Origin of the sequence: Pseudomonas sp. IT-P294 (assembly GCF_949767865.1) — a bacterium.
Classification (GTDB): Bacteria; Pseudomonadota; Gammaproteobacteria; order Pseudomonadales; family Pseudomonadaceae; genus Aquipseudomonas.
Genome location: NZ_CATKQW010000022.1, coordinates 241528 through 266336, shown reverse-complemented (window position 1 = coordinate 266336; position 24809 = coordinate 241528). Strand labels below are relative to the sequence as shown.

Annotated in this window: 24 protein-coding genes; 5 read left to right on the top strand and 19 right to left on the bottom strand. The window is 59.1% G+C overall.

Annotation, left to right across the window (positions count from 1 at the left end; translation table 11 throughout):
• Positions 1-12: 12 nt before the first annotated feature.
• From ACM6I0_RS16345 to ACM6I0_RS16275, 15 genes are all read right to left on the bottom strand, one after another.
• Complete coding sequence (locus tag ACM6I0_RS16345; RefSeq protein WP_285431640.1) at positions 13-1530, bottom strand: sigma-54 interaction domain-containing protein; 1518 nt, start codon at positions 1528-1530, stop codon at positions 13-15.
• Positions 1531-1540: 10 nt separating this feature from the next.
• Entirely contained in the window at positions 1541-4189 is a 2649-nt protein-coding gene (tssH, locus tag ACM6I0_RS16340; RefSeq protein ID WP_414922813.1) for a type VI secretion system ATPase TssH, read from the bottom strand.
• Positions 4190-4202: 13 nt separating this feature from the next.
• Positions 4203-5210 carry a type VI secretion system baseplate subunit TssG gene (gene tssG / locus ACM6I0_RS16335; protein WP_010465275.1) on the bottom strand — a complete coding sequence of 336 codons (1008 nt, stop codon included), beginning with the start codon at positions 5208-5210 and terminating at the stop codon, positions 4203-4205.
• Positions 5174-6961: a type VI secretion system baseplate subunit TssF gene (gene tssF, locus ACM6I0_RS16330; protein WP_222589048.1), complete on the bottom strand. Its 1788-nt coding sequence runs from the start codon at positions 6959-6961 to the stop codon at positions 5174-5176. Before tssF ends, tssG begins: the two co-directional genes overlap by 37 nt.
• 24 nt (positions 6962-6985) lie before the next feature.
• Positions 6986-7288 carry a hypothetical protein gene (locus tag ACM6I0_RS16325; RefSeq protein ID WP_414922812.1) on the bottom strand — a complete coding sequence of 101 codons (303 nt, stop codon included), beginning with the start codon at positions 7286-7288 and terminating at the stop codon, positions 6986-6988.
• Between the two features lie 166 nt (positions 7289-7454).
• Entirely contained in the window at positions 7455-7838 is a 384-nt protein-coding gene (locus ACM6I0_RS16320) for a hypothetical protein (protein ID WP_285431633.1), read from the bottom strand.
• A complete protein-coding gene (locus tag ACM6I0_RS16315; RefSeq protein WP_285431631.1) occupies positions 7835-8830 on the bottom strand; it encodes a DUF6402 family protein in 996 nt (331 codons plus the stop codon). The genes ACM6I0_RS16320 and ACM6I0_RS16315 overlap by 4 nt, the downstream gene beginning before the upstream one ends.
• Positions 8831-8841: 11 nt before the next feature.
• The gene (locus ACM6I0_RS16310; protein WP_285431630.1) at positions 8842-9366 is read right to left on the bottom strand and encodes a PAAR domain-containing protein; all 525 of its coding nucleotides are present in this window, start codon (positions 9364-9366) and stop codon (positions 8842-8844) included.
• Positions 9367-9376: 10 nt separating this feature from the next.
• Entirely contained in the window at positions 9377-9784 is a 408-nt protein-coding gene (gene tssE, locus ACM6I0_RS16305) for a type VI secretion system baseplate subunit TssE (RefSeq protein WP_090177913.1), read from the bottom strand.
• Positions 9785-9797: 13 nt separating this feature from the next.
• The gene (gene tssC / locus ACM6I0_RS16300) at positions 9798-11273 is read right to left on the bottom strand and encodes a type VI secretion system contractile sheath large subunit (protein WP_285431629.1); all 1476 of its coding nucleotides are present in this window, start codon (positions 11271-11273) and stop codon (positions 9798-9800) included.
• 28 nt (positions 11274-11301) lie between these two features.
• Positions 11302-11805: a type VI secretion system contractile sheath small subunit gene (gene tssB / locus ACM6I0_RS16295; protein ID WP_208670839.1), complete on the bottom strand. Its 504-nt coding sequence runs from the start codon at positions 11803-11805 to the stop codon at positions 11302-11304.
• A gap of 32 nt (positions 11806-11837) precedes the next feature.
• On the bottom strand, positions 11838-13394 hold the full coding sequence (gene tssA / locus ACM6I0_RS16290) for a type VI secretion system protein TssA (RefSeq protein ID WP_285431625.1): 1557 nt from the start codon (positions 13392-13394) through the stop codon (positions 11838-11840).
• A 636-nt stretch (positions 13395-14030) separates the two neighbouring features.
• Complete coding sequence (locus ACM6I0_RS16285; protein WP_003213368.1) at positions 14031-14306, bottom strand: HU family DNA-binding protein; 276 nt, start codon at positions 14304-14306, stop codon at positions 14031-14033.
• Between the two features lie 192 nt (positions 14307-14498).
• The gene (locus ACM6I0_RS16280; RefSeq protein ID WP_414922811.1) at positions 14499-15647 is read right to left on the bottom strand and encodes an NAD(P)/FAD-dependent oxidoreductase; all 1149 of its coding nucleotides are present in this window, start codon (positions 15645-15647) and stop codon (positions 14499-14501) included.
• 20 nt (positions 15648-15667) lie between these two features.
• On the bottom strand, positions 15668-15835 hold the full coding sequence (locus ACM6I0_RS16275; RefSeq protein WP_285431621.1) for a rubredoxin: 168 nt from the start codon (positions 15833-15835) through the stop codon (positions 15668-15670).
• A gap of 202 nt (positions 15836-16037) precedes the next feature.
• Here ACM6I0_RS16275 and ACM6I0_RS16270 point away from each other — a divergent pair, with 202 nt between their 5' ends.
• Both ACM6I0_RS16270 and ubiA read left to right on the top strand, forming a co-directional pair.
• The gene (locus ACM6I0_RS16270) at positions 16038-16601 is read left to right on the top strand and encodes a chorismate--pyruvate lyase family protein (protein ID WP_285431620.1); all 564 of its coding nucleotides are present in this window, start codon (positions 16038-16040) and stop codon (positions 16599-16601) included.
• Positions 16601-17491 carry a 4-hydroxybenzoate octaprenyltransferase gene (ubiA, locus tag ACM6I0_RS16265; RefSeq protein WP_414922810.1) on the top strand — a complete coding sequence of 297 codons (891 nt, stop codon included), beginning with the start codon at positions 16601-16603 and terminating at the stop codon, positions 17489-17491. Before ACM6I0_RS16270 ends, ubiA begins: the two co-directional genes overlap by 1 nt.
• 101 nt (positions 17492-17592) lie before the next feature.
• Here ubiA and ACM6I0_RS16260 read toward each other — a convergent pair whose 3' ends face one another.
• Complete coding sequence (locus tag ACM6I0_RS16260; RefSeq protein ID WP_285431617.1) at positions 17593-17976, bottom strand: hypothetical protein; 384 nt, start codon at positions 17974-17976, stop codon at positions 17593-17595.
• Between the two features lie 153 nt (positions 17977-18129).
• Here ACM6I0_RS16260 and phoB point away from each other — a divergent pair, with 153 nt between their 5' ends.
• From phoB to ACM6I0_RS16245, 3 genes are all read left to right on the top strand, one after another.
• A complete protein-coding gene (gene phoB, locus ACM6I0_RS16255) occupies positions 18130-18819 on the top strand; it encodes a phosphate regulon transcriptional regulator PhoB (RefSeq protein ID WP_008150066.1) in 690 nt (229 codons plus the stop codon).
• Between the two features lie 81 nt (positions 18820-18900).
• Positions 18901-20187, top strand: a complete 1287-nt coding sequence (gene phoR / locus ACM6I0_RS16250) for a phosphate regulon sensor histidine kinase PhoR (RefSeq protein ID WP_285431759.1) — start codon at positions 18901-18903, stop codon at positions 20185-20187.
• 123 nt (positions 20188-20310) lie between these two features.
• Entirely contained in the window at positions 20311-21651 is a 1341-nt protein-coding gene (locus tag ACM6I0_RS16245; protein ID WP_414922809.1) for a hemolysin family protein, read from the top strand.
• Between the two features lie 113 nt (positions 21652-21764).
• Here ACM6I0_RS16245 and ACM6I0_RS16240 read toward each other — a convergent pair whose 3' ends face one another.
• The 3 genes from ACM6I0_RS16240 to phoU all read right to left on the bottom strand — a co-directional run bounded on the left by ACM6I0_RS16240 (position 21765) and on the right by phoU (position 24742).
• Positions 21765-22661 (bottom strand): peptidoglycan DD-metalloendopeptidase family protein, encoded by an 897-nt coding sequence (locus ACM6I0_RS16240; RefSeq protein WP_285431614.1) that lies wholly within the window; start codon positions 22659-22661, stop codon positions 21765-21767.
• A gap of 201 nt (positions 22662-22862) precedes the next feature.
• Positions 22863-23813, bottom strand: coding sequence for a response regulator (locus tag ACM6I0_RS16235; RefSeq protein WP_285431613.1), 951 nt, complete (start codon positions 23811-23813; stop codon positions 22863-22865).
• Between the two features lie 167 nt (positions 23814-23980).
• Complete coding sequence (gene phoU, locus ACM6I0_RS16230) at positions 23981-24742, bottom strand: phosphate signaling complex protein PhoU (RefSeq protein ID WP_090177873.1); 762 nt, start codon at positions 24740-24742, stop codon at positions 23981-23983.
• Positions 24743-24809 lie beyond the last annotated feature (67 nt).

Genomic DNA, 24809 nt, shown 5'->3' with positions numbered 1-24809 from the left:
ACGGTCATTTGCCTACCCATCAAAGTCACCCAGGTTGATATTCAAGCGGCCGAGGCGGTACAGCAGCGTGCGGCGCGGCAGCCCGAGTTCGCGGGCGGCGAGGGTCTGGTTACCGTCGTTTTTGCGCAGGCAATCGAGCAACAGACTGCGCTCGACCTGCTCCAGGCGTTCGCGCAGGTTGAGGCTGTTGTCTTCCGGCATGGCTTCCATGCGCAGGGAGAAATGCTCGGCCAGCAACTCGCCGCCCTCGCACAACAGAACCGCACGCTCGACCAGGCCTTTGAGTTCGCGCACGTTGCCGGGGAAGGCGTAACCGGACAGGTGATCCAGCGCCGCATCGGACCAACGCACCGCGTCGCGCTGCAAAAACGAACACGCCTTGTCGGCGAAATGCCGCGCCAGATCGAGGATGTCGCCTTCGCGTTGACGCAAGGCCGGCAACTCGATCGGGAATTGCGCGAGGCGGTAGTACAAGTCCTCGCGGAATTTGCCTTCGCTGACCAGCACCGACAAATCCCGGTGCGTCGCGGCGATGATGCGCACGTCGATCTTGTGCGTGTCGTTGGAACCCAACGGACGAATCTCGCCTTCCTGCAACACGCGCAACAACTTGGCTTGCAGCGACAACGGCATGTCGCCGATTTCATCGAGCAACAAAGTGCCGCCGTTGGCCGCATCGAACAGCCCGGCACGGTCGCGGTCAGCGCCGGTGAAGGCGCCTTTGCGGTAGCCGAACAGTTCGCTTTCCAGCAGGTTCTCCGGGAACGCCGCGCAGTTCTGCACGATGAACGCCTGGGAACGGCGCGGGCCGCAGTCGTGAATCGCCCGCGCGACCACTTCCTTGCCAGTGCCCGTCTCGCCGCGCAGCAGCACGGTGTACGGGCTGTGCAGGACTTTGCTGATCAGCGAGTAGGTCTCGCGCATGGCCTTGCTCTTGCCGATCAAGCCGTAACCACTGGCGCTCGGAACACTGGCCTTCACCGGCCGAGACTCCCCGGTCGGCTGACGCAAACGCTGCAGCAAATGCAGTTGACCGAGCACGAACGAACCCAGTTGCCCGAGGGAATCGGCGAAGCCTTGCAGGTCGATGTGCCGGCGGCTGGCGCACAGCAGCAAGCCTTCGACGGCCTTCTGCTGATTGACCAGTGGCACGCACAGCAGCGACTGCCAAGGCGTGGCCTGGGGCGGCAGAAAACTGGTTTCGTGCAGGCTGCCGCTCAGTTCGCTGAGGCTCACCACGCGGTTCTGGCACAGGGCGAATTGCAGCAGTTGTTCACCGTTGTAATCCGCCGGCAGACTCGCCGCTTCCCGAGGTTGCAGGATGCCGTTGAGGCACTCGGCGTTCATCCCCAGGCATGTGTGAGTCGCGTCCAGCAGGTACAACTGCGTCAACTCGCAGCCACTGAGCTCGGCCAGCCCGCGCACGAAGTCACCCAGCAGCGCAGCGCCGTCCGCCGCTCGCGACAGGTTGGCGAATTGCGCCAGCAAGGCTTCGGCATAAACCAGCGGCTGTGGCACTTGAGTGAACATCACACCCACCTCAGGCGAACTCGCAATTCACGCTGGCGTTACCGTCGAGCGTCGCGTGGACACGCTTGAGGCTTTCACCGGTGGCCATCGCATCCAGCAAGCGGTCGGCCACCAGCGGCAGGACGTGCAGGTCGAGCAAATGGTCGATCAGGCGCGCGCCGCTGTCGCTTTGGGTGCAGCGCTCGGCCAAGTGATCGACAAGGTCTTGCGAGTAGGTGAATTCCAACTGACGACGGTTCAGGCGTTCGCCCAGACGACCGAGTTTGATTTCGATCAGCTCGCGCAGCACCGGGCCGCCGACCGGGTAGTAAGGCACCACGCGCATCCGCGCCAGCAACGCCGGTTTGAAATGCTTGCTGAGGACCGGGCGGATGGTTTCTTCGAGGACTTCGGCCGATGGACGTGCGCCGTTTTCACAGAGTTCGCTGATGCGGTCGCTGCCCAGGTTCGAGGTCATCAGGATCAGCGTGTTGCGGAAATCGATCTCGCGCCCTTCGCCGTCGTTGGCCACGCCTTTGTCGAAGATTTGGTAGAACAGGTTGAGCACGTCCGGGTCAGCCTTTTCGACTTCATCGAGCAGCACGACGGAGTACGGCTTCTGGCGCACCGCCTCGGTGAGCATGCCGCCCTCGCCGTAACCGACGTAGCCCGGCGGCGCACCGATCAGGCGCGAGACGGTGTGCTTCTCCTGGAACTCGGACATGTTGATGGTGGTGATGAAACGATCACCGCCGTACAGCAAGTCGGCCAGGGCCAGTGCGGTTTCGGTCTTGCCGACGCCGCTCGGACCCACCAGCAAGAACACGCCAACCGGCGCATCCGGTTTATTCAGGCCGGCAGCGGTGGCGCGCATCGAGCGGTCCAGGGCGTGAACGGCTTGTTCCTGACCACGGATGCGCGTGCGCAGGTCGGTGGCGAAACTGGCGACCTTGGCGTTGTGTTCGCGGGCCAGTTGCGCCAGCGGCACGCCGGTCCAGGCGCTGATCACCTCGGCGACCAGACGCGGGCAGACTTCGAAGCTCACCAGACGCTCTTTGACTTGCAGCTCGGTCAGGGCTTTGTGAGTTTCGTTGAGCGCCGCTTCCAGGGTTTCGACGCTCTGCGCTTCGTCTACCGGCAGCGATTCGATCACGGTGCCTTCGGCGTCTTCCTCAACCGTGAGGGTTGGCGGGGCGGCGGCCACTTCGCGAGCCTTGGCCAGTTGCTGACGCAGGTCCAGCAGGCGCTCGGCCAATTCTTTCTGTTCGGTCCACAGGGTTTCCAGCGCGGCCCTTTCGTCCTCAGCGGCGGCCAGGCGATCTTCCAAGGCGTCGAGCGCTTCGTGATCGATCAGCAAGCCGGCTTCGGCATCCCGGCGCAGGGCCTGGCGCTGACGACCACCTTCGGCCAGTTCGCCGCGTAGGCGCTCCAGGCTTTCCGGGGCGGCGGCGAGGCTGATGCGTACACGGGCGCAGGCCGTGTCGAGCACGTCGACGGCCTTGTCCGGCAGCTGACGACCAGCAAGGTAACGCGCGGACAACTCAGCCGCCGCCACCACGGCGTCATCGCGCAGGTAGATGCCGTGGCTCTTCTCATAAACCTGAGCCAGGCCACGAAGGATGGTCACCGCTTCGCTGACGGTCGGCTCATGCAATTGCACCGGCTGGAAACGACGAGCCAGGGCCGGGTCTTTTTCGAAGTATTTTTTGTACTCTGCCCAGGTGGTGGCGGCAATGGTGCGCAGCTCGCCACGAGCCAGGGCTGGCTTGAGCAGGTTGGCCGCGTCGGAACCGCCGGCATTGCCGCCCGCGCCGATCAACGTGTGAGCTTCGTCGATGAACAGAATGATTGGTTTCGGCGAGGCTTTGACCTCATCGATCACGCCTTTGAGACGACGTTCAAACTCACCTTTGACGCTGGCACCGGCCTGCAACAGGCCCATGTCCAAGGACAACAACTCGACGCCTTTCAACACGTGCGGCACTTCACCAGCGGCAATGCGCGAGGCCAGGCCTTCGACGATGGCGGTTTTGCCAACACCGGCTTCACCGACCACGATCGGGTTGTTCTTGCGGCGACGCGCGAGGATGTCGACCATCTGCCGAATCGCGCCATCGCGGCACAGCACCGGGTCGAGTTTGCCGTCGCGGGCCTGTTGGGTCAGGTTGTGGGTGAAGCGCCCCAGCAGCGACTCGCCCTGCACGCCCGGTTTGCCGGTGGCCGGTTGCTCTTTCTGCGACAAGGCAAATTCTTTCAGGCGCTCGATGTTCAGCTTGGCCAGCAACGACTGGTAGCGGCTGCCGGCGTAACGCATCGGGTTGCGCAACAGCGCGAGAATCAACGCGGCTTGCTCGACCTGGCTCTGGCCCAGTTCCAGGTTGGCCACCAGCAACGCATCTTGCAGCCACTGCACCAGTTCCGGGGCGAACACCGGGTTGCGCGAAGCGCTGTGCTCAACCCGCGATTGCAACGCGGCGCTCAGTTCACCGGCATCCACTTCGGCGTCTTGCAGTGCGCGTGCGAGCAAGCCTCGCGGGCGCTCCAGCAAACCGAGCAGCAAGTCTTCGACAAGGATTTTGCTGCCGCCACGGGCGACGCAGCGCTCGGCAGAACTTTCCAGATCACGACGGGTTTCGGCGTCCAGCGCCTGGATAAGTTGTTGCAGGTCTACGTTGATCATTGGTCATCTGTCCTTAATGAATTTTGCTGCCCAGGGTCACCACGCCGTCCGCTTTTTCGCGGCCCAGCCAACTGGTCCATCCCAGGCGACAGGCGTTCTGCTCACCGATGCGCAGTTCGCGGATTTCTTCCTGGCGCAACACCAGGCGAATGTCGTAATCGAGTGGGTCACGCAGGGTGAACCGCACCAGCGCGCACAACGGCTGGTAGCCGAAACCGATCGGCAGGAATTCGTGGAAGCGTTGCCAGTCGAGTTCGCGGATGTGGATGCGGAATTTGCCGCTGCGGTCGCGCACGTGTTCGCCCAGCACCAGGTCTTCGCCGAGCAGGCTGTTGGCGCGGCCCAGACGATTGCGCTGCTCGTCGAGAATCTCCACGCGGCGCTCGATGCACTGCTCGATGGTCAGTTCGGCGTGTTTGAAGTAGTAACGCAGCACTGCTTCGATCAGCGCCGCCGAGTGCGCCCGCAAGCTGAGCAGGCCGAGGTACGGCAGCAGGCGTTTCCAGTTCAGTTCCTGAGCCTTGCGGATCTCTTCGCCGCCCAGGCCGATCAGCGCAAACAGCTGCGAAGAGAACGGGTCGAGGGCGCCACTTTCGAAACTGGCGCGGTAGCGATACTTGCGCCAGATCGGCAGCATCAGCCGTTGCAGGCGATGGTGGAACAGGTCAAGGAAGTTGCGGGTCGGGTTGCCGTCTTCGCTGTCGCCCAGGGCTTGTTCGCCGTAGAACGCCGGCAGCGGCGAGCCAGAACCGACCAGGCCGATCAAGTTGAATCGCAGGCGCGCACGCATCTGCCCGTGCTCATGGAAAAACTCCACGCGATCGACGTCGCTGCCCGGGAAACCCAGGCTCGGGTTGGCCTGAAATTCCAGCTGGTCGTACAAATCGTCCTGGCTCAGGTGCGGGTGGGCCTCGCGCAGCCGGTCAACCACCAGCAGCACGGCCTGAAACAGCGAGTACTCGCGTATTCCTCGGGTCAGTCCGCTTAAAGAAGCGGCTGAAGGCCCATACGTGGTGTCCATTGGTACACCTCTCCCTGTGTGCTTTTTACCCGCAGCTCGTGGTACGAATTGAGACTGGCGTAAAGCGCGAAAAACTCGTTAAGAACCGAGGCGAAAACGAACAGGTCGCCCTCGCCGATATACCCTTCCGGGTCGATGGTCAGCTCGGTGCGCAACCCGCGAACCGGCAACCCTCGGTGCAATCTGTCGACATGCTGGTGCTTGATCGACTTGAGCCCGCCCAGCAAACGCTTACTGACTTTTTCCGCGTGTTGGTCGTAGTAGCGCGGCAGGTCGTAGGTTTCGAGAATCACCTTCAACGCATTGACGTCGGCCAGGGACAGGTAGTTGAGCGACATGTTGCTGATCAGCTTCCAGAGGAAGTCACGGTTCAGCGGCGGCGCATAACTTGGAGTGGCCGGGGTGATGTTGCGGAAACTCAGGAATTCTGGCGTGTCTTCGCATGCCTGGCTGATGTCGCCGAGCTTAAGTTTTTTGGGCAGATTCTGGTTGGTGCACATCAGCTCGATGGACAGGGTTTCATGCGCTTCGGTGTGGCGGATGCCGAAGCTCAGGTAGGTGTCGAGGCCGTTGTGCAACGAAGACGAACGCTGGCGGATGCTGTAATGCGGACGGCTGTTGGGCACGTCGAAACTCGGGTCGTGCTCGAAGGATTCGAACGGCACGTATTCCTGGTAACCGAGGCCGCCGGGCTTCCAGCCGGTGACGGTTTCCACCGAGAACACGCCGCAGTTTTGCAGATCGAATTCGGCGGGCAGCAGCAGGTATTCGTCTTGCTTGCCGTCGAGGCGGATCGGCAGTGCATCGTGCTTGAACAGGTTGACGATGGGCGTGCAGTAGAGCTTCACGTTGTCCAGCGTCGGACGCATGCGCAGGATGCCGCTCTTGCGGATATCGAAACGCAATTCGAGGCCGCGCACCTGCTTGAGCGTGTCTTCCGGCAGCGCCTTGAGCAGGTCCAGGCCGTTGATATCGACAAAGAGGAATTTGTCCTGGAAGGCGAAGTATTCCTGCAGGTAGCGATAGCCACGGAAGGTGTTCAGCGGATAGGGGATCAACGCTTCTTCTTCGGCAAAACCTACCGGCTGCACACGGTCGCCCGGCATCTTGAACGCCATCGGCGTGCCGTTCACGCCGTTGATGGGTTTGCCGGCGCCATCCAACGGAATCAGTTCGATGCCTTCCAGATTGCGCAGGAGGCTCAGGTAGAGCATCTGGCTGATGTAGCGCTCACCGGCGAAGTGCAGACGCAAACGGCTCAGTTCGAGTTCGCCGAGGTGACCGTCAGCACTCATCTCCAGACGCAGGCTCAACAACGAACCGTCGCCCTTCACCGAGTAATTCAGCGCGGCCAGATCCAGCGGCAACACCTCGGTCGGGTAGCAGGTGCGAAAGCGGCAACGCACGTCATCGATCGGCACGCTCTCAACGGGCGTGTCGCGTTCGACCATCAACGCAGGACCCGAACGCTTGAGCGGGTCGAACTGCAGAATGCTGAACGCCGGCAGCGGCCGCATGTAGTTGGGCCACAGCAGGTGCATCAACGAATGGCTCAGCTCCGGCAACTCGTCATCGAGCTTCTGGCGCAGGCGACCGGTCAGGAATGCAAAACCTTCCAGCAACCGCTCCACGTCCGGATCCCGCCCGGCCTGACCCAGGAAAGGCGCCAACGCCGGACTACGTTCGGCGAAACGGCGGCCTAACTGGCGCAGTGCGGTGAGTTCGCTTTGGTAGTAGTGGTTAAAGGACACGGTTTACCTGCCTGGTAGTGGAACTCATGAAAAAAACGTCCTGTAGAGCGCGACTGTCAGACCGGCAACTACGTAACCGGCGATGAGCAGGTACGGTAAAAAAGCCAGCCACCCAAACATCATCGGGAACCCGGCGAAGCTCCCCAAAAACACATGGGCCAATCCATAAATGACCCAAGGGGCGGCGTAAAAAGGGATGAACGTCAGCGGTGCGCACCACACATTTTTCAAAATTTGCTGTTCGGTTTTCCCGTTCATTACTCGCGTTGCCCACAGAGCAAAGGCGATGTAGGCAGGGATGCCAAATGTCAGGACGTAAATCGCCAAGAACTGCTCCCAGCCTGCAACCCTCGAATATCCCTCTGACCAATCGAGGAACAACAGAACCACGGACACGACAGCGGGGGCCCACAGGGCAATCTTCAAGAACCTGAAACGATTTAGGCTGATCAACGGCGATCACACCTAAAAGGGGTTTCTTGATTTACGAGCCTCAACGACATTCGGGAACCATCCAACTTTCCCAGCCATCTGCACCGGGGTACAACACCATCTCTCCTTGAAACTCAGGAGCAACTCCTGCATTGCCCTCTCTCATCCACAAATACCACTCAGAAGTCTTGAGTAGTTCTCCATTCTTCGTATACACACGATAAAAATACTGACTGCTAAACATTTCCAGAGCACGACCCACCATACCAACTGCCTGATAATTCGGAATATATCTGGCGATATAGCACTGCGCTGAAGGGCTCCAGTATTTTTTTACTGGCTGTGCTACCCACGAGCTTTGCAGCTTCAATCCAAAAAAAATCAAAGCCAGTATCATGACGACGAATAAACAAACCAGAATAAGCCTTCTAACTATAAGCTTCATGGCGATACCGGCGGGCGATTAGTTTTTTGCATATACTCAGCAAAATCTGCGGTAGATAAATAGATAAGAATGGAAGTCGGAATTTTTTTCACGTTGGAATAGACAAACAAATCCCCGCCTCTGCCATGCTGCGCCCGGTAGCAGTTAAAGCTATCGTTAGTAACCTTGAAGTATTTCTTTCCCTCACGCTCTACGCTAGCTGGCCCGCTGAGGTACTCGTAGTAGTCAGGCTTCACGACGCCTTCCGAATTCCAGTACCCCAGCAACTGATCCTTGCCATCTTCATTCAGGAAGTCGTAGGTATCACGGATATAGCAGCCGACCTCATGAATACGCAAACAAGCAGCACTATTTTTGGTTTTAGGTGCAGTAGAAAACTTGGTGATTGCAATTTTTACTATAAAACCACCGAGAGCACCGTATACATCGTCCATCGGATTATCTTTCTTCTCAGTGACCGTTAATCCGACGGGTCTAAAATTAGCCTGTGTAGTTGTTTCCAACCCTATCGCATCAAGCCCGCTAAAATCATGAAACCCCATAACGAGATCTTGATTTTGCTCATCAAATATTCCAAGTTTTCGCATGCGAGTCATAAACTGCAGAAGGCCGCGTGTCAGCTGACTCGGAAAACCATTTTTTCGACCAATAATCTCATTGTATTGACTTGCATTTGATAACTTTGCATTTAACTCATCAATAATCACGCCGGTGTGTGGAGATGCACTGGTTAGCCAATCAAAATCCAGATCCCCAAAGAGTTTTTCCGAAGTGATCTTGTCAAGTGCAAGACGTCCTTCTTTCTCGTCTGAACTCATGACGAATCCATCACCGTCGAACCAGCGCTGCATGATTCGAGCAGATTCCTTCCAGCCAAGCTTCGACATCACACCGGGAATGTCTGTAATTTTGAAATCTTCAACAGTCGCTTCCACGCATTTTGTATCAGACGAGGGAGTGAGTTGTGCCGTGACAGGGGCTGGAGCTGTCATGTGAGAATCCCTTATGCAATCACGAGAGAGGACTGTGGGTCGAACGTGAGCGTGACGCTTTCCGCCGAGTCAGAGGCCATCGCTGCCGTCTTGCCTTGCGCATCCGTGATCCCTTTAAGTTCCTTTCCAGAGGCTGTACGCAAGGTATAAGCACGCTCAGCTATGGGAACTCCCGTTTTGGGATCACGCACTATAAATTGCTGAGTGAAAGGCCACTGCAGCACTACCGGCAACGGCGCCACAAACGACGCCGGCGAATGCGAGTTCCCGATAATCACCGTGCCGGACCCAGCCGTAACCTTGTTGCCATGCGTCCCGACGGAATCCACCGTCGCAGCCGGTTTGCCGTTAATCAAAACCGTCGTCGCCAACCCGCCCGACATCGCACCACCACACGCCGAGGCATCGCCTTGGCGGGCGGCCGCGAGGCCGTCGAAGAAGACGTCGCCGGAACCGGCGACGATCGGGTTGGTGCCGTGGCCGGGGAGCGGGCAAGCGGTGGGGTCGGATACGCGGGCTGCGGGTTTGCCGGACATACGAATCTCCTTAGTTGACCTTTACTTGACCGCTGCCATCCAGGCGCGCGGCGAAACTGACCTGACGCTTGAAACCATCAACTTCCAGCAGGCCTTCGATGCTGAAGGACAGGCGAAGCTGATCGTGATCACGCGGCAGGGAGATGACATGCACATTGCTCAAGCGTGGCTCGTAGGCTTCGATGAAATTTTCGATGGCCAGACGGGCCTGACTCAGGGAGTCGTGCAGGCTCAGACGCATGTCATTGAGATCGGGTAGCCCGTAGTCGGACAGCGTTTGCACGCTGCCCGCACGGGTGCTGAGCATCTTGGCCAGATGGGCAGCCACGGACGCCATGGCGGAGACCTCGCGGCTCCAGCCGACGCGTTTTTCCGCGTCGCCACCCAGGCGTTCGAAAAGGCTGCCGTATCCAGTCATGACTTAGCTCCGCTTACTCTTTGTCCAGCTTGCCAACCAGCGACAGGGTGAAATCGGCACCCATGTACTTGAAGTGCGGGCGCACGTTCAGGCTGACGCGGTACCAGCCAGGCTCGCCTTCGACATCGCTGACGACGATCTGGGCAGCGCGCAGTGGACGACGGCCACGGACTTCGGCGCTTGGGTTTTCCTGGTCGGCCACGTACTGGCGGATCCACTTGTTGAGTTCCAGCTCGAGGTCGGTACGTTCTTTCCACGAACCGAGTTGCTCGCGCTGCAGCACTTTCAAGTAGTGAGCCAGGCGGTTGACGATCATCATGTATGGCAGTTGCGTGCCGAGCTTGTAGTTCAGCTCTGCGGCCTTGCCTTCTGCGCTGATGCCGAAGAACTTCGGCTTCTGCACCGAGCTGGCGGAGAAGAACGCCGCGTTGTCGGAGCCTTTGCGCATGGTCAGGGAAATGAAGCCTTCCTCGGCCAGTTCGTATTCACGACGGTCGCTGACCAGAACCTCGGTAGGGATCTTGGTTTCGATTTCGCCCATGCTTTCGAAATGGTGCAACGGCAGGTCTTCAACCGCGCCACCGCTCTGCGGGCCGATGATGTTCGGGCACCAGCGGAATTTGGCGAAGCTGTCGGTCAGCTTGGTGCCGAACGCGTAGGCCGTGTTGCCCCACAGGTAGTGCTCGTGGCTGTTGGCGACGGTTTCTTTGTACACGAACGATTTGACCGGGTTTTCTTCCGGGTCGTACGGGTTACGCAGCAGGAAACGCGGCACGGTCAGGCCAACGTAACGGGAGTCTTCCGACTGGCGGAAAGTCTGCCATTTGGCGAACTGCGGGCCTTCGAAGTGATCTTTCAGATCCTTCAGGTCCGGCAGGCCAGTGAAGCTTTCCAGGCCGAAGAATTTCGGACCGGCAGCCGCGATGAACGGCGCGTGAGACATGCAGGCGACGCTGGACACGTACTGCATCAGTTTCACGTCCGGCGAGCTTGGGGACATGAAGTAGTTAGCGATGATCGCGCCCACAGGCTGACCACCGAACTGACCGTATTCAGCGGTGTAGATGTGCTTGTACAGGCCCGACTGCATCACTTCCGGCGAATCTTCGAAGTCGTCCAGCAGGTCGTCCTTGGAGACGTTGAGGATTTCGATCTTGATGTTTTCGCGGAAGTTGGTGCGGTCGACCAGCAACTGCAGGCCACGCCACGACGATTCCAGGGACTGGAAGTCCGGGTGGTGCAGGATTTCGTCCATCTGGCGGCTGAGCTTGGCATCGATCTCGGCGATCATGCGATCAACCATTGCCTTCTTGACCGGCTCACCGTTGTTCTGCGGCTTGAGCAGCTCTTCGATGAAGGCCGACACACCGCGCTTGGCGATGTCGTAGGCTTCGTCGTCCGGCGTCAGGCGGGTTTCGGCGATGATGCTGTCGAGAATGCTGTATTCGCCGTTCTCTTTACTTTTTTGCTGCGCTGCACTCGTGCTCATGGTGTTGGCTTCCTTGGCTGATGGAGACTCAGGCGTCCTGGGCTGCGGCGTTCAGGCCCAGCTCACCCAGTACGCGACCGCGGGATTCGTCGTCGGCGAGAACGCCTTCGATGGCTTTGCGGAACGCAGGCGCGTTACCCAACGGGCCTTTGAGGGCCACCAGCGCGTCGCGCAGTTCCATCAGTTTTTTCAGCTCGGGCACTTGCTCGACCAGCGAGGCCGGGTTGAAGTCCTTCATCGAGTTGACGCGCAGTTGCACGCCCAACTCTTCAGTGCTGCCCTCTTCCTGAAGGCGGTTCGGCACGTTCAACGTCAGGCTCAGCTCTTGCTTGGCCAGCACTTCGTCAAAGGTCGTCTTGTCGATGCTGATCGGCTTGCGATCTTCGACTTTGCGTTCGTCCTTGCGGTGGGTGTAGTCACCGATTGCCAGTAGCTTCAACGGCAGTTCGATCTCTTCCTGTGCACCACCGGTGGCAGGTTTGAACGTGACGTTGATGCGTTCCTTGGGGGCTACCGAGCCTTCTTTGGCCATGGCTTTTCTCCTTGCGGTTGTGGCCCGGGGGCCTATTCGAGTACCACTTCGAGATCGAGGTGGCACAGCCTGCGATAAATCTCTTCCTTGCGTTCACGTACGGCATGGTTCTGCGGCAACAACTCGCAGCAGCTATGCAGTAAATGCAGCACTTCCAGCGCAAGATCGGGCTCCCAGGCGTTCAGGCCTGAGTCCTGTAATGTTTGGTCGAGGGTTTCGAGTTGGGTCTTGGCCAGTTCGTATTTCTTGGCCATGAAGCACAGCCGCGCGAGGGCGAACTGCCAGAAAAACCGTACGCGTCCGCCGTGGGCACTTTGCAGGCCCTGCTTGAGGATCTGCACGGCGGCCTTGAGGCCGTCCTTGCGCAAAATCGGCAGGACTTCTTCCAGGGCCACTTCCCAGGCCGGCTGGGAGTCGGCGACCTCGACCTTGCGCGGCGCAGTGGCGCTTTGCAGGTGTGGCATGACGTGGGCGCTGATCCAGGCGCGGGTGGCCGGATCGGCGAACGGCACGCCGTCATGGAAACGCAATTCGATGATGCCGGGCAGACGCTGAATCAGCAGCGCGAAGTGGATTTCAACTTCGCGCATGGCCATTTCGGCGTTCAGGCCCTGCAGGCATTCCCAGACGATGCGCTGGCCATCAAACCAGAACGGCGCCTTCGCCAGGCTCGCCTCCAGTTCCACCAGCAGGTCGGCGTACTTGGCCTGGTCGTAGCGATCCTGATAGGCCTTGAGCTTGTCGGCGGGCAAGCCGCGCAGAACGGTGATTTGTTCAGCGTTGCGCTCGGGAACAGCGTCGATGGGCAACCACAGTAGCGTGCGATTGAGGCGCAGGGCGCGCAGGTCGGTGGCTTTTTGCTTGAGCCACCAGGCACACAATGGCCGCGCGCTTTCCTGTTGGGCGCGCAGGGCTTTGTGGGCTTCTTTTTCGTTATCGATCGGTGCGCCAGGGGTGAACAACTGCGTGGCGGCTTGCTTGACTTGGGCTACTGCGGCGCCGACCACGCCGGGTTCCGGCTGGTTGTCAGCGGCGCGTTGCACCATGTTTTTCAGACGACGGGAGATCGGCAGCAGCAGCGGCGCATCGTCACCCAAGTGCTCGGTGCAGGCGGCGTCGAGGCCTTCAAGGTGTTCAACCAGGCGCCGGAACATCGGCAACTGCTCTTTGATCGCGATGTTTTCGGTCAACACCTGCTCGAGACGCGGCACCAGCCAACTGATCGCTGCGGAGCGGGTGCGGGCCTTGTTCGGGTGGACTTCGGCCCAGTGGCTTTCACACAGGTAGTGCAGCAAACCAAGGCCCGCCAGCAGTCCTTGAAAGGATTCGCGCTGGTACAACGCCCAGGTCAGCCAGGCGCCGACCCGCAAGTCCTTGGACTGGGTACGCAGCAGGCTTTCGCTGTTTTCGCGGATTTTCAGCCAGTCGATCTGACCGCTTTCATGCATCGAGGAGGCTTTGCCCAGCTCGCTTTCCAATGCCTCATATTCGCTCGAAAAACGAACGTCCTCGCCCGCGAAATTCTCTTTGGAAACAGAGGCTTTTGCGAGATCAAGGTAATGAGCAGAAAGTTTGCTTGAGTAGGACATCCATGGCCTTTATTTAGGATTACGGTCATACGCCCAATGAAGATTTCAAGGGGCCAGGACAGTATCAAAGAGCTACGAGTGAGTCTCATCCAATTGAGTTCGTGCTCTTTCAAGTGCGCGCATCGTAATCACTATGATGGCCACTAGCAAGCATCTGATTAAACAACAAGACGAAGTGATCTTTATTGCACGTAGGAGATCTCCCTATATGTGTAAGGGGATTCCCTGATGTCGATTTAATATTGAAGCCGCCTGGACACAGGCCCAGAACCATTGAGCCAGAGCCCCCGCCAAACTTTTACCCAATTCCGGACAAGACCTTTTGATGACAGGCGCGCAGCATGCCAATAATCAGAAGGAATAAATGTAGGAATCGTCCGAAAGTCGCGGTCACTTAGGAACAGCGCGATGCGTGACAACAAAGAATCAGGAAAGTGCCACTATCGTGGTGGCACTTTATATATGAAGGTAATCTCGTAACATGGTAATGAATAATCAATTTCCAGAGTGTATTAATCAGTCCAATCCAGACTTAATACAGAACCGCATTACGCCCATAAAAAATGGGCACCCGATTTAATCGGCATGCCCATTTTTCAATACGGTTCTCCCCTTTATTCAGGGAGTTCGCCGCAATTATGGATTAACGCTGTCTTTCAACGATTTGCCTGGCTTGAACGCAACAGTGTTGCTGGCCTTGATTTTGACGGGCTCACCGGTTTGCGGGTTTTTGCCGGTACGGGCACCGCGGTGGCGTTGCAGGAAGGTACCGAAGCCCACCAGCGTGACGCTGTCTTTGCGGTGAAGTGCGCCGGTGATTTCTTCGAGAACGGCGTTGAGAACGCGGTTTGCCTGCTCTTTGGTGAGATCTGCTTTTTCAGCGATTGCAGCGGCGAGTTCTGGTTTACGCATTAGTGAAGCCCCTTTGACGGTTTTTTGTTGTTATGTCCGTGCTGTTCTCGTTGGAACAGCGCCCAAAGCGCCGCAGGTGCTCTACTCTGCGGCAGACGGGAGTGAGAATGGCACGCACGGAAGAGCCGCGCCAGTCTAGGCGCGACCTTTGTAGGGGCAAAAGAGGGGTGATTCCGACAGAACGACCGGTATTTACGCCAGCAGCGCCGGAAGCTCTTTGTTCAGGGCCAGTTTTTCCATCACCGCCGCGCCTGTCAGGGCATAACCGAGCAGTTTTCCGCCGGTATCGCGGCACAAAACCTTGACGTCGGCGCCCTGCCCTTCGACTGTCCAGACGCCCTCCATACCCCGTGGTGGCGGGGAAACCACCAATGGGCAGACGGGTGTTTTCACCGTGATCGGCATCGGGCCATAGGTCACAGCGGTAGGGTTTCCGGCGAGGGTTTGCGCCAGCGCTCTCGCACAGCTCATCAGGGGCATGACGTACAGCAGATTCAGCCCATCGACCTCGGCACAATCGCCCAGGGCGTAGATATTGGCGTGAGACGTTTTCAGGTGACGGTCGACCACCACACCACGGTTGACCTGCACACCGGCTGCCGCCGCCAGGTCGATACGCGGACGCAGGCCAATGGCCGACACCACCACATCGCAAGGAATCACCTGACCATCGGACAAATGCGCCTCCAGGCCATCATCCACGCGCTGCAAGCGATTGAGCACGGGGCCAAGGTGGAAGCGCGCACCCAGGCTTTCCAACCCGGCCTGGACCGCTGCGGCCGCCGCCGGGTGCAGCAAGGTCGGCATGACTTGCTCGCACGGTGCAACCAGTTGCACCTCGTAACCGCCCAGGATCAAGTCATTGGCGAATTCACAACCAATCAGCCCGGCCCCCAGCAACAGCACCCGACGTTTGCCGGCCGCTGCGGCGCGAAAGCGTGCGTAGTCTTCCAGATCGTTGATCGGGAAAACGGCGTCGGCGGCGTCTCCTTCGATCGGCACTCGCACGGTTTCCGCGCCCCAGGCCAGAATCAAGTCGCGGTAAATCACCGATTCTTCGCCGATCCACAAGCGTTTGTGGCCAGGGTCGATACCGCTGATGCGCGTGTGGGTGCGCACTTCGGCCTTCAGTTGCTCAGCCATCGCGCCAGGTTCGGCCATGCTCAGGCCATCAGCGTCTTTGTTTTTGCCGAAACCGGTGGAGAGCATCGGCTTGGAGTAGGAGCGCCCGTCATCGGCGGTAATCAGCAGCAGCGGAGTTTCGCCATCGAGTTTGCGAAACTCCCGGGCCAGGTTGTAGCCGGCCAGCCCGGTGCCGACGATCACGACAGGTGCGTTCATTCCTTACTCCTCTAAATGTCTTAGTTGATTTCGATCATTTCGAAATCCATCTTGCCCACGCCGCAGTCCGGGCACAGCCAGTCTTCCGGCACGTCTTGCCAAGGGGTGCCCGGCACAATGCCGTCGTCCGGCCAGCCCTCGGCTTCGTTATAAATCAGGCCGCAGACCACACATTGCCACTTTTTCATTCAGGTACTTCCTCAGGATTCAGGCTTGATGCCGGCGCAAACGGTCGATAGATTCAGCGTTGCCGTTCGGCTCAGGGGCGTTTTGTACTGATCGGGCCCGACAGATGCAAGCGTGTTCGGCGCAACGGCGGCCCGGATCAATCAAAATCGCTGGCTGACATGTTAAGCTCGCCGCCTCATTTGCTGCCAATAATGACTCACTGTGCCGCACTCAAAATCCCCCTTCGCGACCTCGCTATGGCTCCCCCAAAGCCAACTGACGCCCCTCCCCGACACGTCTACCCTCGACTGGTTGTTTGACGAAGGCTCGCTGACCCGACGGCTGATCCGTTTGTCGAATAATGCTTTCAGTGTCACGCCGCTGTTTGAAGGCTGGCAACCGCTGCGCGCCGACGAATGTGCCGCGCTGGAGCTTGATGAAGGCAGTGAAGGCTGGGTGCGCGAGGTGTATTTGCGTGGCCACGGCGAAGCGTGGGTGTTTGCCCGCAGCGTGGCAGCGCGCAGTGCGCTGCAGGGCGATGGCTTGCACATGGACGAATTGGGCAGTCGCTCGCTGGGTGAATTGCTGTTTTGCGATCAAGCGTTCCAGCGTCGGGCTATCGAGGTTTGCCACTATCCTCAGGAATGGCTGCCGATGGAGGCCCGCGCACCGGAGCTTTGGGGACGCCGCTCGCGCTTCGATCGAGGCGCCTTGAGCGTGCTGGTAGCCGAGATTTTCTTGCCGACCTTGTGGCTCGCCACCCGCACCCATCCGGAGAATTGCTGATGTATCAGAGCCTGCTCAAGTCCCTGAATCGCTTGAATCCACGGGCTTGGGACTTCATTCAACTGACGCGCATGGACAAGCCGATCGGCATCTATCTGTTGCTGTGGCCGACGTTGTGGGCGCTGTGGATTGCCGGCAAAGGTTCGCCGTCCTTGGCCAACATCGTGATTTTCGTGTTGGGCGTGGTGCTGACCCGGGCCGGCGGCTGCGTGATCAACGATTGGGCGGACCGCAAGGTCGATGGCCACGTGAAACGCACCGAACAGCGGCCTCTGGTGAGTGGCAAGATCAGCTCAAAAGAAGCCTTGGTGTTCTTCGCGTTGCTGATGGGAGTGGCCTTCCTGCTGGTGCTGTGCACCAATGCGACAACGGTCTGGTTGTCGTTCGGAGGCCTGGCGCTGGCCTTCACTTACCCGTTCATGAAGCGCTACACCTATTACCCGCAAGTTGTGTTGGGCGCGGCGTTCTCCTGGGGCATGCCGATGGCGTTCACCGCCGAAACCGGTGAGCTGCCTGCTGCGGCGTGGTTGCTGTGGATCGCCAACCTGTTGTGGACGGTCGGCTATGACACTTATTACGCCATGACCGACCGCGACGATGACCTGAAGATCGGGGTCAAATCCACCGCAATTTTGTTTGGCGATGCGGACCGGGTGATCATCCTGACGTTGCAAGGGTTGGCGCTGGGTTGCTTGTTGCTGGCCGGGTCGAGATTCCAGCTCGGTGGCTGGTTCCACCTGGGCTTGCTGACGGCGGCGGGCTGTTTTGCCTGGGAGTTCTGGTACACCCGAGGCAAGGACCGGATGCGTTGTTTCAAGGCGTTTTTGCACAACCACTGGGCCGGGTTGGCAATTTTTGTCGGGATTGTGCTGGATTACGCGCTGCGCTGAGGTAATGAAGCGCAAAGATCGCAGCCCGTGACATCTCCTGATATTTACGTCCTGTAGGAGCTACCGCAGGCTGCGATCTTTTTACGGTTTCAGTGAATCACTTACTTATGCTCGCGCATCACGTGCCAAACGTCTTTCATGCCGTCACCTTTCATTTCTCCAGGCTTTTCGTCCTTCATAAAGGTGTACAGCGGCTTGCCGTCGTAAGCGTATTGCATCGTGCCGTCATCACGCTTAATGACGCTCCATTTGCCCTCGGCCTTGGCACCCGCCGGAGCCATCATTGGCGGCCAGTTTTTAGCACAATCGCCGTTACACATTGACTTGCCGCCAGCGTCCTTGTCGAACGTATAAACGGTCATGCCTTTGTGGTCCACCATCATCCCGTCTTTCATCATGGCGGGTTCGGCAGCGAAGGCCATTGTTGGTAAAGCAAGGGCAGCGGCCAACATCAGAGCCTTAAGGGAAAACGCGTATTGAGTCATGGAAACCTTCCTTTTGTGGTTGTCAGGATTCGGACTTAGAGCTTAGTTCAGGATCATGACAATCGCCGGGCTGCTAAATTGTTGTCACACGACTGCAATAATTCCGTTATCTAATGCGGCGCAAGACAGTTAAATGACAAGAGGATTAAAGGCATGGTTGGCAGGAGCATTCTGATCGTCGACGACGAAGCGCCCATTCGCGAAATGATCGCCGTTGCGTTGGAAATGGCCGGCTATGACTGCCTGGAGGCGGAAAACTCGCAGCAGGCCCATGCCATCATCGTCGACCGCAAGCCGGACTTGATCCTGCTCGACTGGATGCTGCCGGGCACGTCCGGTATCGAACTGGCCCGCCGCCTCAAGCGCGATGAGCTGACCGGGGACATCCCGATCATCATGCTCACGGCCAAGGGCGAAGAGGACAACAAGATTCAGGGCCTGGAAGTCGGTGCCGATGACTACATCACCAAACCTTTTTCCCCACGTGAGCTGGTTGCGCGCCTCAAAGCCGTACTGCGCCGCGCCGGCCCGACTGATGGCGAAACACCGATCGAAGTCGGTGGCCTGCTGCTGGACCCGATCAGCCACCGCGTGACCATCGACGGCAAACCCGCCGAGATGGGCCCGACCGAATACCGTTTGCTGCAATTTTTCATGACTCACCAGGAACGCGCCTACACCCGTGGCCAGTTACTGGATCAGGTCTGGGGCGGCAACGTCTACGTCGAAGAACGCACCGTCGACGTGCACATCCGTCGCCTGCGCAAAGCCCTCGGCGATGCCTACGAAAATCTGGTACAAACCGTGCGCGGCACCGGTTATCGCTTTTCCACCAAAGCCTGACCCGGTTCTTTCCCGCCCGACAAGCTGACAAGGACGCATGTTTTCGTGAACCAAAACTGGCATGGCACCCTGATCCGTCACATGCTGTTGCTGGTCACCGGCTGCCTGGTCATCGGCTTGATGACCGGCTACTACGGCTGGAGCCTGGCGGCAGGATTAGGCATTTACCTGGGCTGGACCCTCAAGCAACTGCTGCGGTTGCACGAATGGCTGCGCCTGCACAAACCCGATGAGGCACCGCCCGACGGTTATGGGTTGTGGGGCGAAGTGTTCGACAGCATCTACCACCTGCAACGCCGTGACCAACGGGTACGCGGGCGTCTGCAAGCGGTGATCGACCGCGTCCAGGAATCCACGGCCGCGCTGAAAGACGCGGTAATCATGCTCGACAGCGACGGCAACCTGGAATGGTGGAACCGCGCCGCCGAAACCCTGCTCGGCCTCAAGACACCACAAGACAGTGGCCAGCCGGTCACCAACCTGGTGCGCCATCCACGCTTCAAGGAATATTTCGAGCAGGACACCTACGCAGAGCCGCTGGAAATCCCTTCACCGATCAACGATCGCCTGCGCATTCAGTTGTACATCACCCGCTACGGCAACAACGAGCACTTGATGCTGGTGCGCGACGTGACGCGCATCCATCAGCTGGAACAGATGCGCAAAGACTTCATCGCCAACGTCTCCCACGAGCTGCGCACGCCACTGACGGTCATCTGCGGCTACCTGGAAACCTTGCTCGACAATGTCGAGGAAGTGAACCCGCGCTGGACCCGTGCCCTGCAGCAAATGCAGCAGCAAGGGGGACGCATGCAAACCTTGCTCAACGACTTGCTGCTACTGGCCAAACTGGAAGCCACCGATTACCCCTCGGACAACCAGCCCGTGGCCATCGAAGGCTTGCTGCAATCGATCAAGGGCGATGCCCAGCAGTTGTCAGGCCAGAAAAACCAGCGCATCACCCTGGAAGCCGATCCGACGATTCTGCTCAAGGGCAGCGAGGCCGAGTTGCGCAGCGCGTTTTCCAATCTGGTGTTCAACGCGGTGAAATACACGCCAGCCGAAGGCAACATCCGCATTCGCTGGTGGGGTGACGAACAAGGTGCGCACCTGAGCGTCCAGGATTCGGGGATCGGTATCGACAGCAAACACCTGCCACGTCTGACTGAACGCTTTTACCGCGTCGATTCCAGTCGCAACTCCAATACCGGTGGCACCGGTCTCGGCCTGGCGATCGTCAAACACGTATTGTTAAGACATCGCGCGCGGATGGAAATCAGCAGCGTGCCGGGGCATGGCAGCACGTTTACCTGCCATTTTGCACCGGCCCAGGTCACCAAATCCCGGGTCGTCAGCGCCGCCGACTGATACCGGCCAGCACTCCCCCCTAGGCAATCGCCCGGTCAGCCGCTACATTGGCTGACTTGTGCCTGCCTTTCAGGTGCACTTTTTTCTTTCCTCTCGAATACACGGAAACCGCAAAACTCCATCATGGACCCTTCCCCTGGCTTGACCCTCGCGACACTCTTCGCCGACTTCGGCATGATTCTTTTTGCTCTGATCCTGGTTTTGCTCAACGGATTTTTCGTTGCGGCGGAATTTGCCATGGTCAAATTGCGCTCGACCCGGGTCGAGGCCATCGCTGAGAAAAACGGCTGGCGCGGACACATCCTGCGCACCGTTCACAGTCAGCTCGATGCCTACCTGTCGGCGTGCCAGCTGGGTATTACCCTCGCCTCGCTGGGACTTGGCTGGGTCGGTGAGCCCGCGTTCGCACACATTCTGGAACCGCTGCTTGAAGCCGTCGGCGTGCAGTCGGCCGAAGTGGTCAAAGGCGTGTCGTTCTTTGCGGCGTTCTTTGTCATCTCGTACCTGCACATCGTGGTCGGCGAACTGGCACCGAAATCCTGGGCCATCCGCAAACCCGAGTTGCTGTCGCTGTGGACTGCCGTGCCGCTGTACCTGTTCTACTGGGCCATGTACCCGGCGATTTACCTGCTCAACGCAAGCGCCAACACGATCCTGCGGATCGCTGGCCAAGGTGAGCCCGGCCCCCATCACGAGCACCATTACAGCCGTGAAGAACTGAAACTGATCCTGCACTCCAGCCGTGGCCAGGACCCGAGCGACCAAGGCATGCGTGTGTTGGCGTCCGCCGTGGAAATGGGCGAGCTGGAAGTGGTCGACTGGGCCAACTCCCGGGAAGACCTGGTGACGCTGGAATTCAACGCACCGCTCAAGGAAATCCTGGCGATGTTCCGTCGCCATAAATTCAGCCGTTATCCGGTGTACGACAGCGACCGTAAGGAGTTCGTCGGCCTGCTGCACATCAAGGACCTGCTGCTGGAACTGGCCGCCCTGGACCACATTCCCGAATCGTTCAACCTTGCCGAGCTGACCCGCCCGCTGGAACGCGTATCCCGACACATGCCGCTGTCGCAGCTGCTTGAGCAGTTCCGCAAGGGCGGCTCGCACTTCGCGCTGGTCGAAGAGGCCGATGGCAACATCATTGGCTACCTGACCATGGAGGACGTGCTGGAAGTCCTGGTCGGCGATATTCAGGACGAACATCGCAAGGCGGAACGCGGGATCCTCGCCTACCAGCCCGGTAAATTGCTGGTACGCGGCGACACGCCCTTGTTCAAGGTTGAACGCCTGCTGGGCATCGACCTGGACCACGTCGAAGCCGAAACCCTCGCTGGGCTGGTCTACGAAACCCTGAAGCGGGTGCCGGAAGAGGAAGAGGTGCTGGAAGTCGAAGGTTTGCGGATCATCATCAAGAAGATGAAAGGGCCGAAGATCATTCTGGCCAAGGTGTTGATGCTCGATTGATAGGCTGATCCGAAGCCGGGTCGATCCCATCGCGGGCAAGCCCGCTCCCACAAGGACGACGTAAACCCTGTGGGAGCGGGCTTGCCCGCGATGGCGTCAGGACTGGCAACCCATCATTGCTTGCCCAACGCAAAGTTGGGCAACGACCCGACCGGTTGATTGAACTGGTACGGAATCGACACCAACCCCAGCCCCGTATTGCGCTGCACCACAAAATGCAGGTGCGGCCCGCTGCTGTTGCCGGTATTGCCCGACAGTGCCAGCGCACTGCCCACCGATACTCGCTGCCCTTCGCGAACGCTGACCGAACCTTGCTTGAGGTGCAGGTACACGCCCATGGTTCCGTCATCGTGCAGAACTCGCACGAAGTTGCCCGATGGATCAGAGCCGCGTCCAGTCTGGGCATTCTCGGTTTTCACCACCACTCCCCCCCGTGCCGCAATGATCGGGGTGCCTTCGGGCATGGCAATGTCCATGGCGTAACGGTTCTTGGCGCCGAAATGGCTGTATTGGCCGTTGGCACCCTGGCTCAGGCGAAACGGTCCGCCGCGCCAGGGCAACGGGTATCGATAGGCCATGGCGGCACCTGAGGGGTCGCCCAGGGAGTATTCGAACCTTGGGGTGTACGCCAGCGGTCTTCCAGACTGCGTCGCCGTGAGCAGCGCCAGACGAATGTTGCTGCGGGCCGGCATCACCCGACGGATCGGCCGGCTCGGTGCGCCACTGACATTACTCAGCCCGGCGAAACTCAACTCGATTTCGACGGGAGCATAGAGATCATTGCGCACGAACACGCTGTCCGCGCCCTTCTGCTTTTTGATGTCCAGATAAACCTGGCGCTCGAGGTGCTCGTCCATGCGATCACGAAAAACGAACACCTGGGAGCCCTTGCTGGGGCGGTCGCTGTAAGAGACCACGCCATTGGCGTCTTTGGACTTGTAGATCGTCATGGCCACAGCCGAGGTGGAGGCCATGAAAAGACCACAGAAAAACAGCAGGCGCGCAAGCATGGGCAAAGAGTCTGTCGAGTAAGGCCTGGGGAGGAGCCTAGCAGCTGCAATGGACCCGGGGAGTCGGCAGATGTTTCAAATGATCGTTCCCACGCTCTGCGTGGGAATGCAGCAAGGGACGCTCCGCGTCCCACCGAAGCGGACGCGGAGCGTCCCGGGAGGCATTCCCACGCAGAGCGTGGGAACGATCAGTGGTACGCGTTACGCGCCCGGTACGAAATGCTTCTGTGCCGTACCACGTGCTATCAAGCGTGAGATGTAATCGAGCTTCTGCGCATCCTGGTCGACGAAGCGGAAGGTCAGCTGCAGCCATTCGCTGTCGGGTTTCTGCTCGTGGGCAACGATGGCGTGCAGGTAGCCGTTCAGGCGGGCAGTTTCGGCGTTATCGCCCTGCTCAAGGTCGAGCACGGCGCTGTCGAGCACTTGCGGCAGGGTATCGGTGCGCTTCACCACCAGCAGTGCTTCCTTGAGACTCAAGGCCTTGATCACGCACTGTTGAATGCCGTTCGGCAGGCGCAACTGACCCTGGCCACGACCGCCAGCTGGCGCTGTCGAGGACGCTGCAGGCTTGATCGGCGGGCTATTGAGCAGGCCACGGGATGCAGCAGCCGCCGGGGCAGGCGCGACGGAGGCAGGTTTGGCGAACGGGTTGGCCGGTGCCGCCGCAGGCGCGACCACCGCAGCCTTGCCGCCAGTCAACGCGCTCAGGGAATCGTTGCCGAACGCCGAGTTCATTTTGGTCGGTGCGCCGCTCATCAAGGCGTCCAGCTTGCCGACCTTGTTCAGCGCCTGCTTGACCTTGGTCAGCAGTTGCTCGTTGGTGAACGGCTTGCTGACGTACCCGGAGACGCCGGCCTGAATCGCCTGAACCACGTTCTCCTTGTCGCCACGGCTGGTCACCATCACGAAAGGCATGGTCTTGAGGTTGTCCTGCTCGCGGCACCAGGTCAGCAGTTCCAGGCCGGACATTTCCGGCATTTCCCAGTCGCACAGGACCAGGTCGAACGCTTCCTTGGTCAGCAGGGCCTGGGCCTTTTTGCCGTTGATGGCATCTTCGGTCCGGATACCGGGGAAGTAGTTACGCAGGCACTTCTTTACCAGGTCACGAATGAATGCCGCATCGTCCACCACCAACACACTGATCTTGCTCATCCACCACCCCTCGAAAAAATCCCGGCAAGCATACCGTCTTACTGATGGCACATTGCCAAAAACCTTCAGTCACGCCGGGACTTTTCGTTCGCGGGTGCTGCGTTTAAAGTCGTCAACCCCACACAAAAACGCCCGGCCAAAGGACCGGGCGTTTTTCTTGGGCAGTCTTACTTATCGTCAGCTTTGCCCGGAACATTAGCGGTTTCGCCACTTGTGCCTTCAACTTCTTCTTTCATGCGCTTGAGGCCCAGGTGACGCACGTCGGTGCCGCGCACCAGGTAAATCACCAATTCCGAGATGTTGCGCGCATGGTCGCCGATGCGTTCCAGCGAACGCAGCACCCAGATAATGCTCAAGACCCGCGAGATAGAGCGCGGGTCTTCCATCATGTAAGTGGCGAGCTCGCGCAGCGCGGTCTTGTATTCGCGGTCGATGATTTTGTCGTACTGAGCCACCGACAACGCCAGGTCAGCGTCGAAACGGGCAAAGGCGTCCAGCGCGTCGCGCACCATGTTGCGCACCTGGTCGCCGATGTGGCGCACCTCGACGTAACCGCGCGGCGCTTCGCCTTCTTCGCACAACTGGATGGCACGACGGGCGATCTTGGTCGCTTCGTCACCGATACGCTCCAGGTCGATCACCGATTTGGAGATGCTGATGATCAGGCGCAAGTCAGACGCCGCAGGCTGTCGACGGGCCAGAATGCGCAGGCATTCTTCGTCGATGTTGCGTTCCATCTGGTTGATCTGGTCATCGATATCACGCACTTGTTGCGCCAGGCCCGAGTCGGCCTCGATCAGCGCGGTCACCGCGTCGTTGACTTGCTTTTCCACCAGCCCGCCCATGGCCAGGAGGTGGCTGCGCACTTCCTCAAGCTCGGCGTTGAACTGCGCGGAGATGTGATGGGTAAGGCCTTCTTTGCTAATCATGTTGGCGTCCTTGGAGCGTCCGGTAAGGTGCGGTGGACCGCAGCGTCAGTTCAGTGAACAACAACAG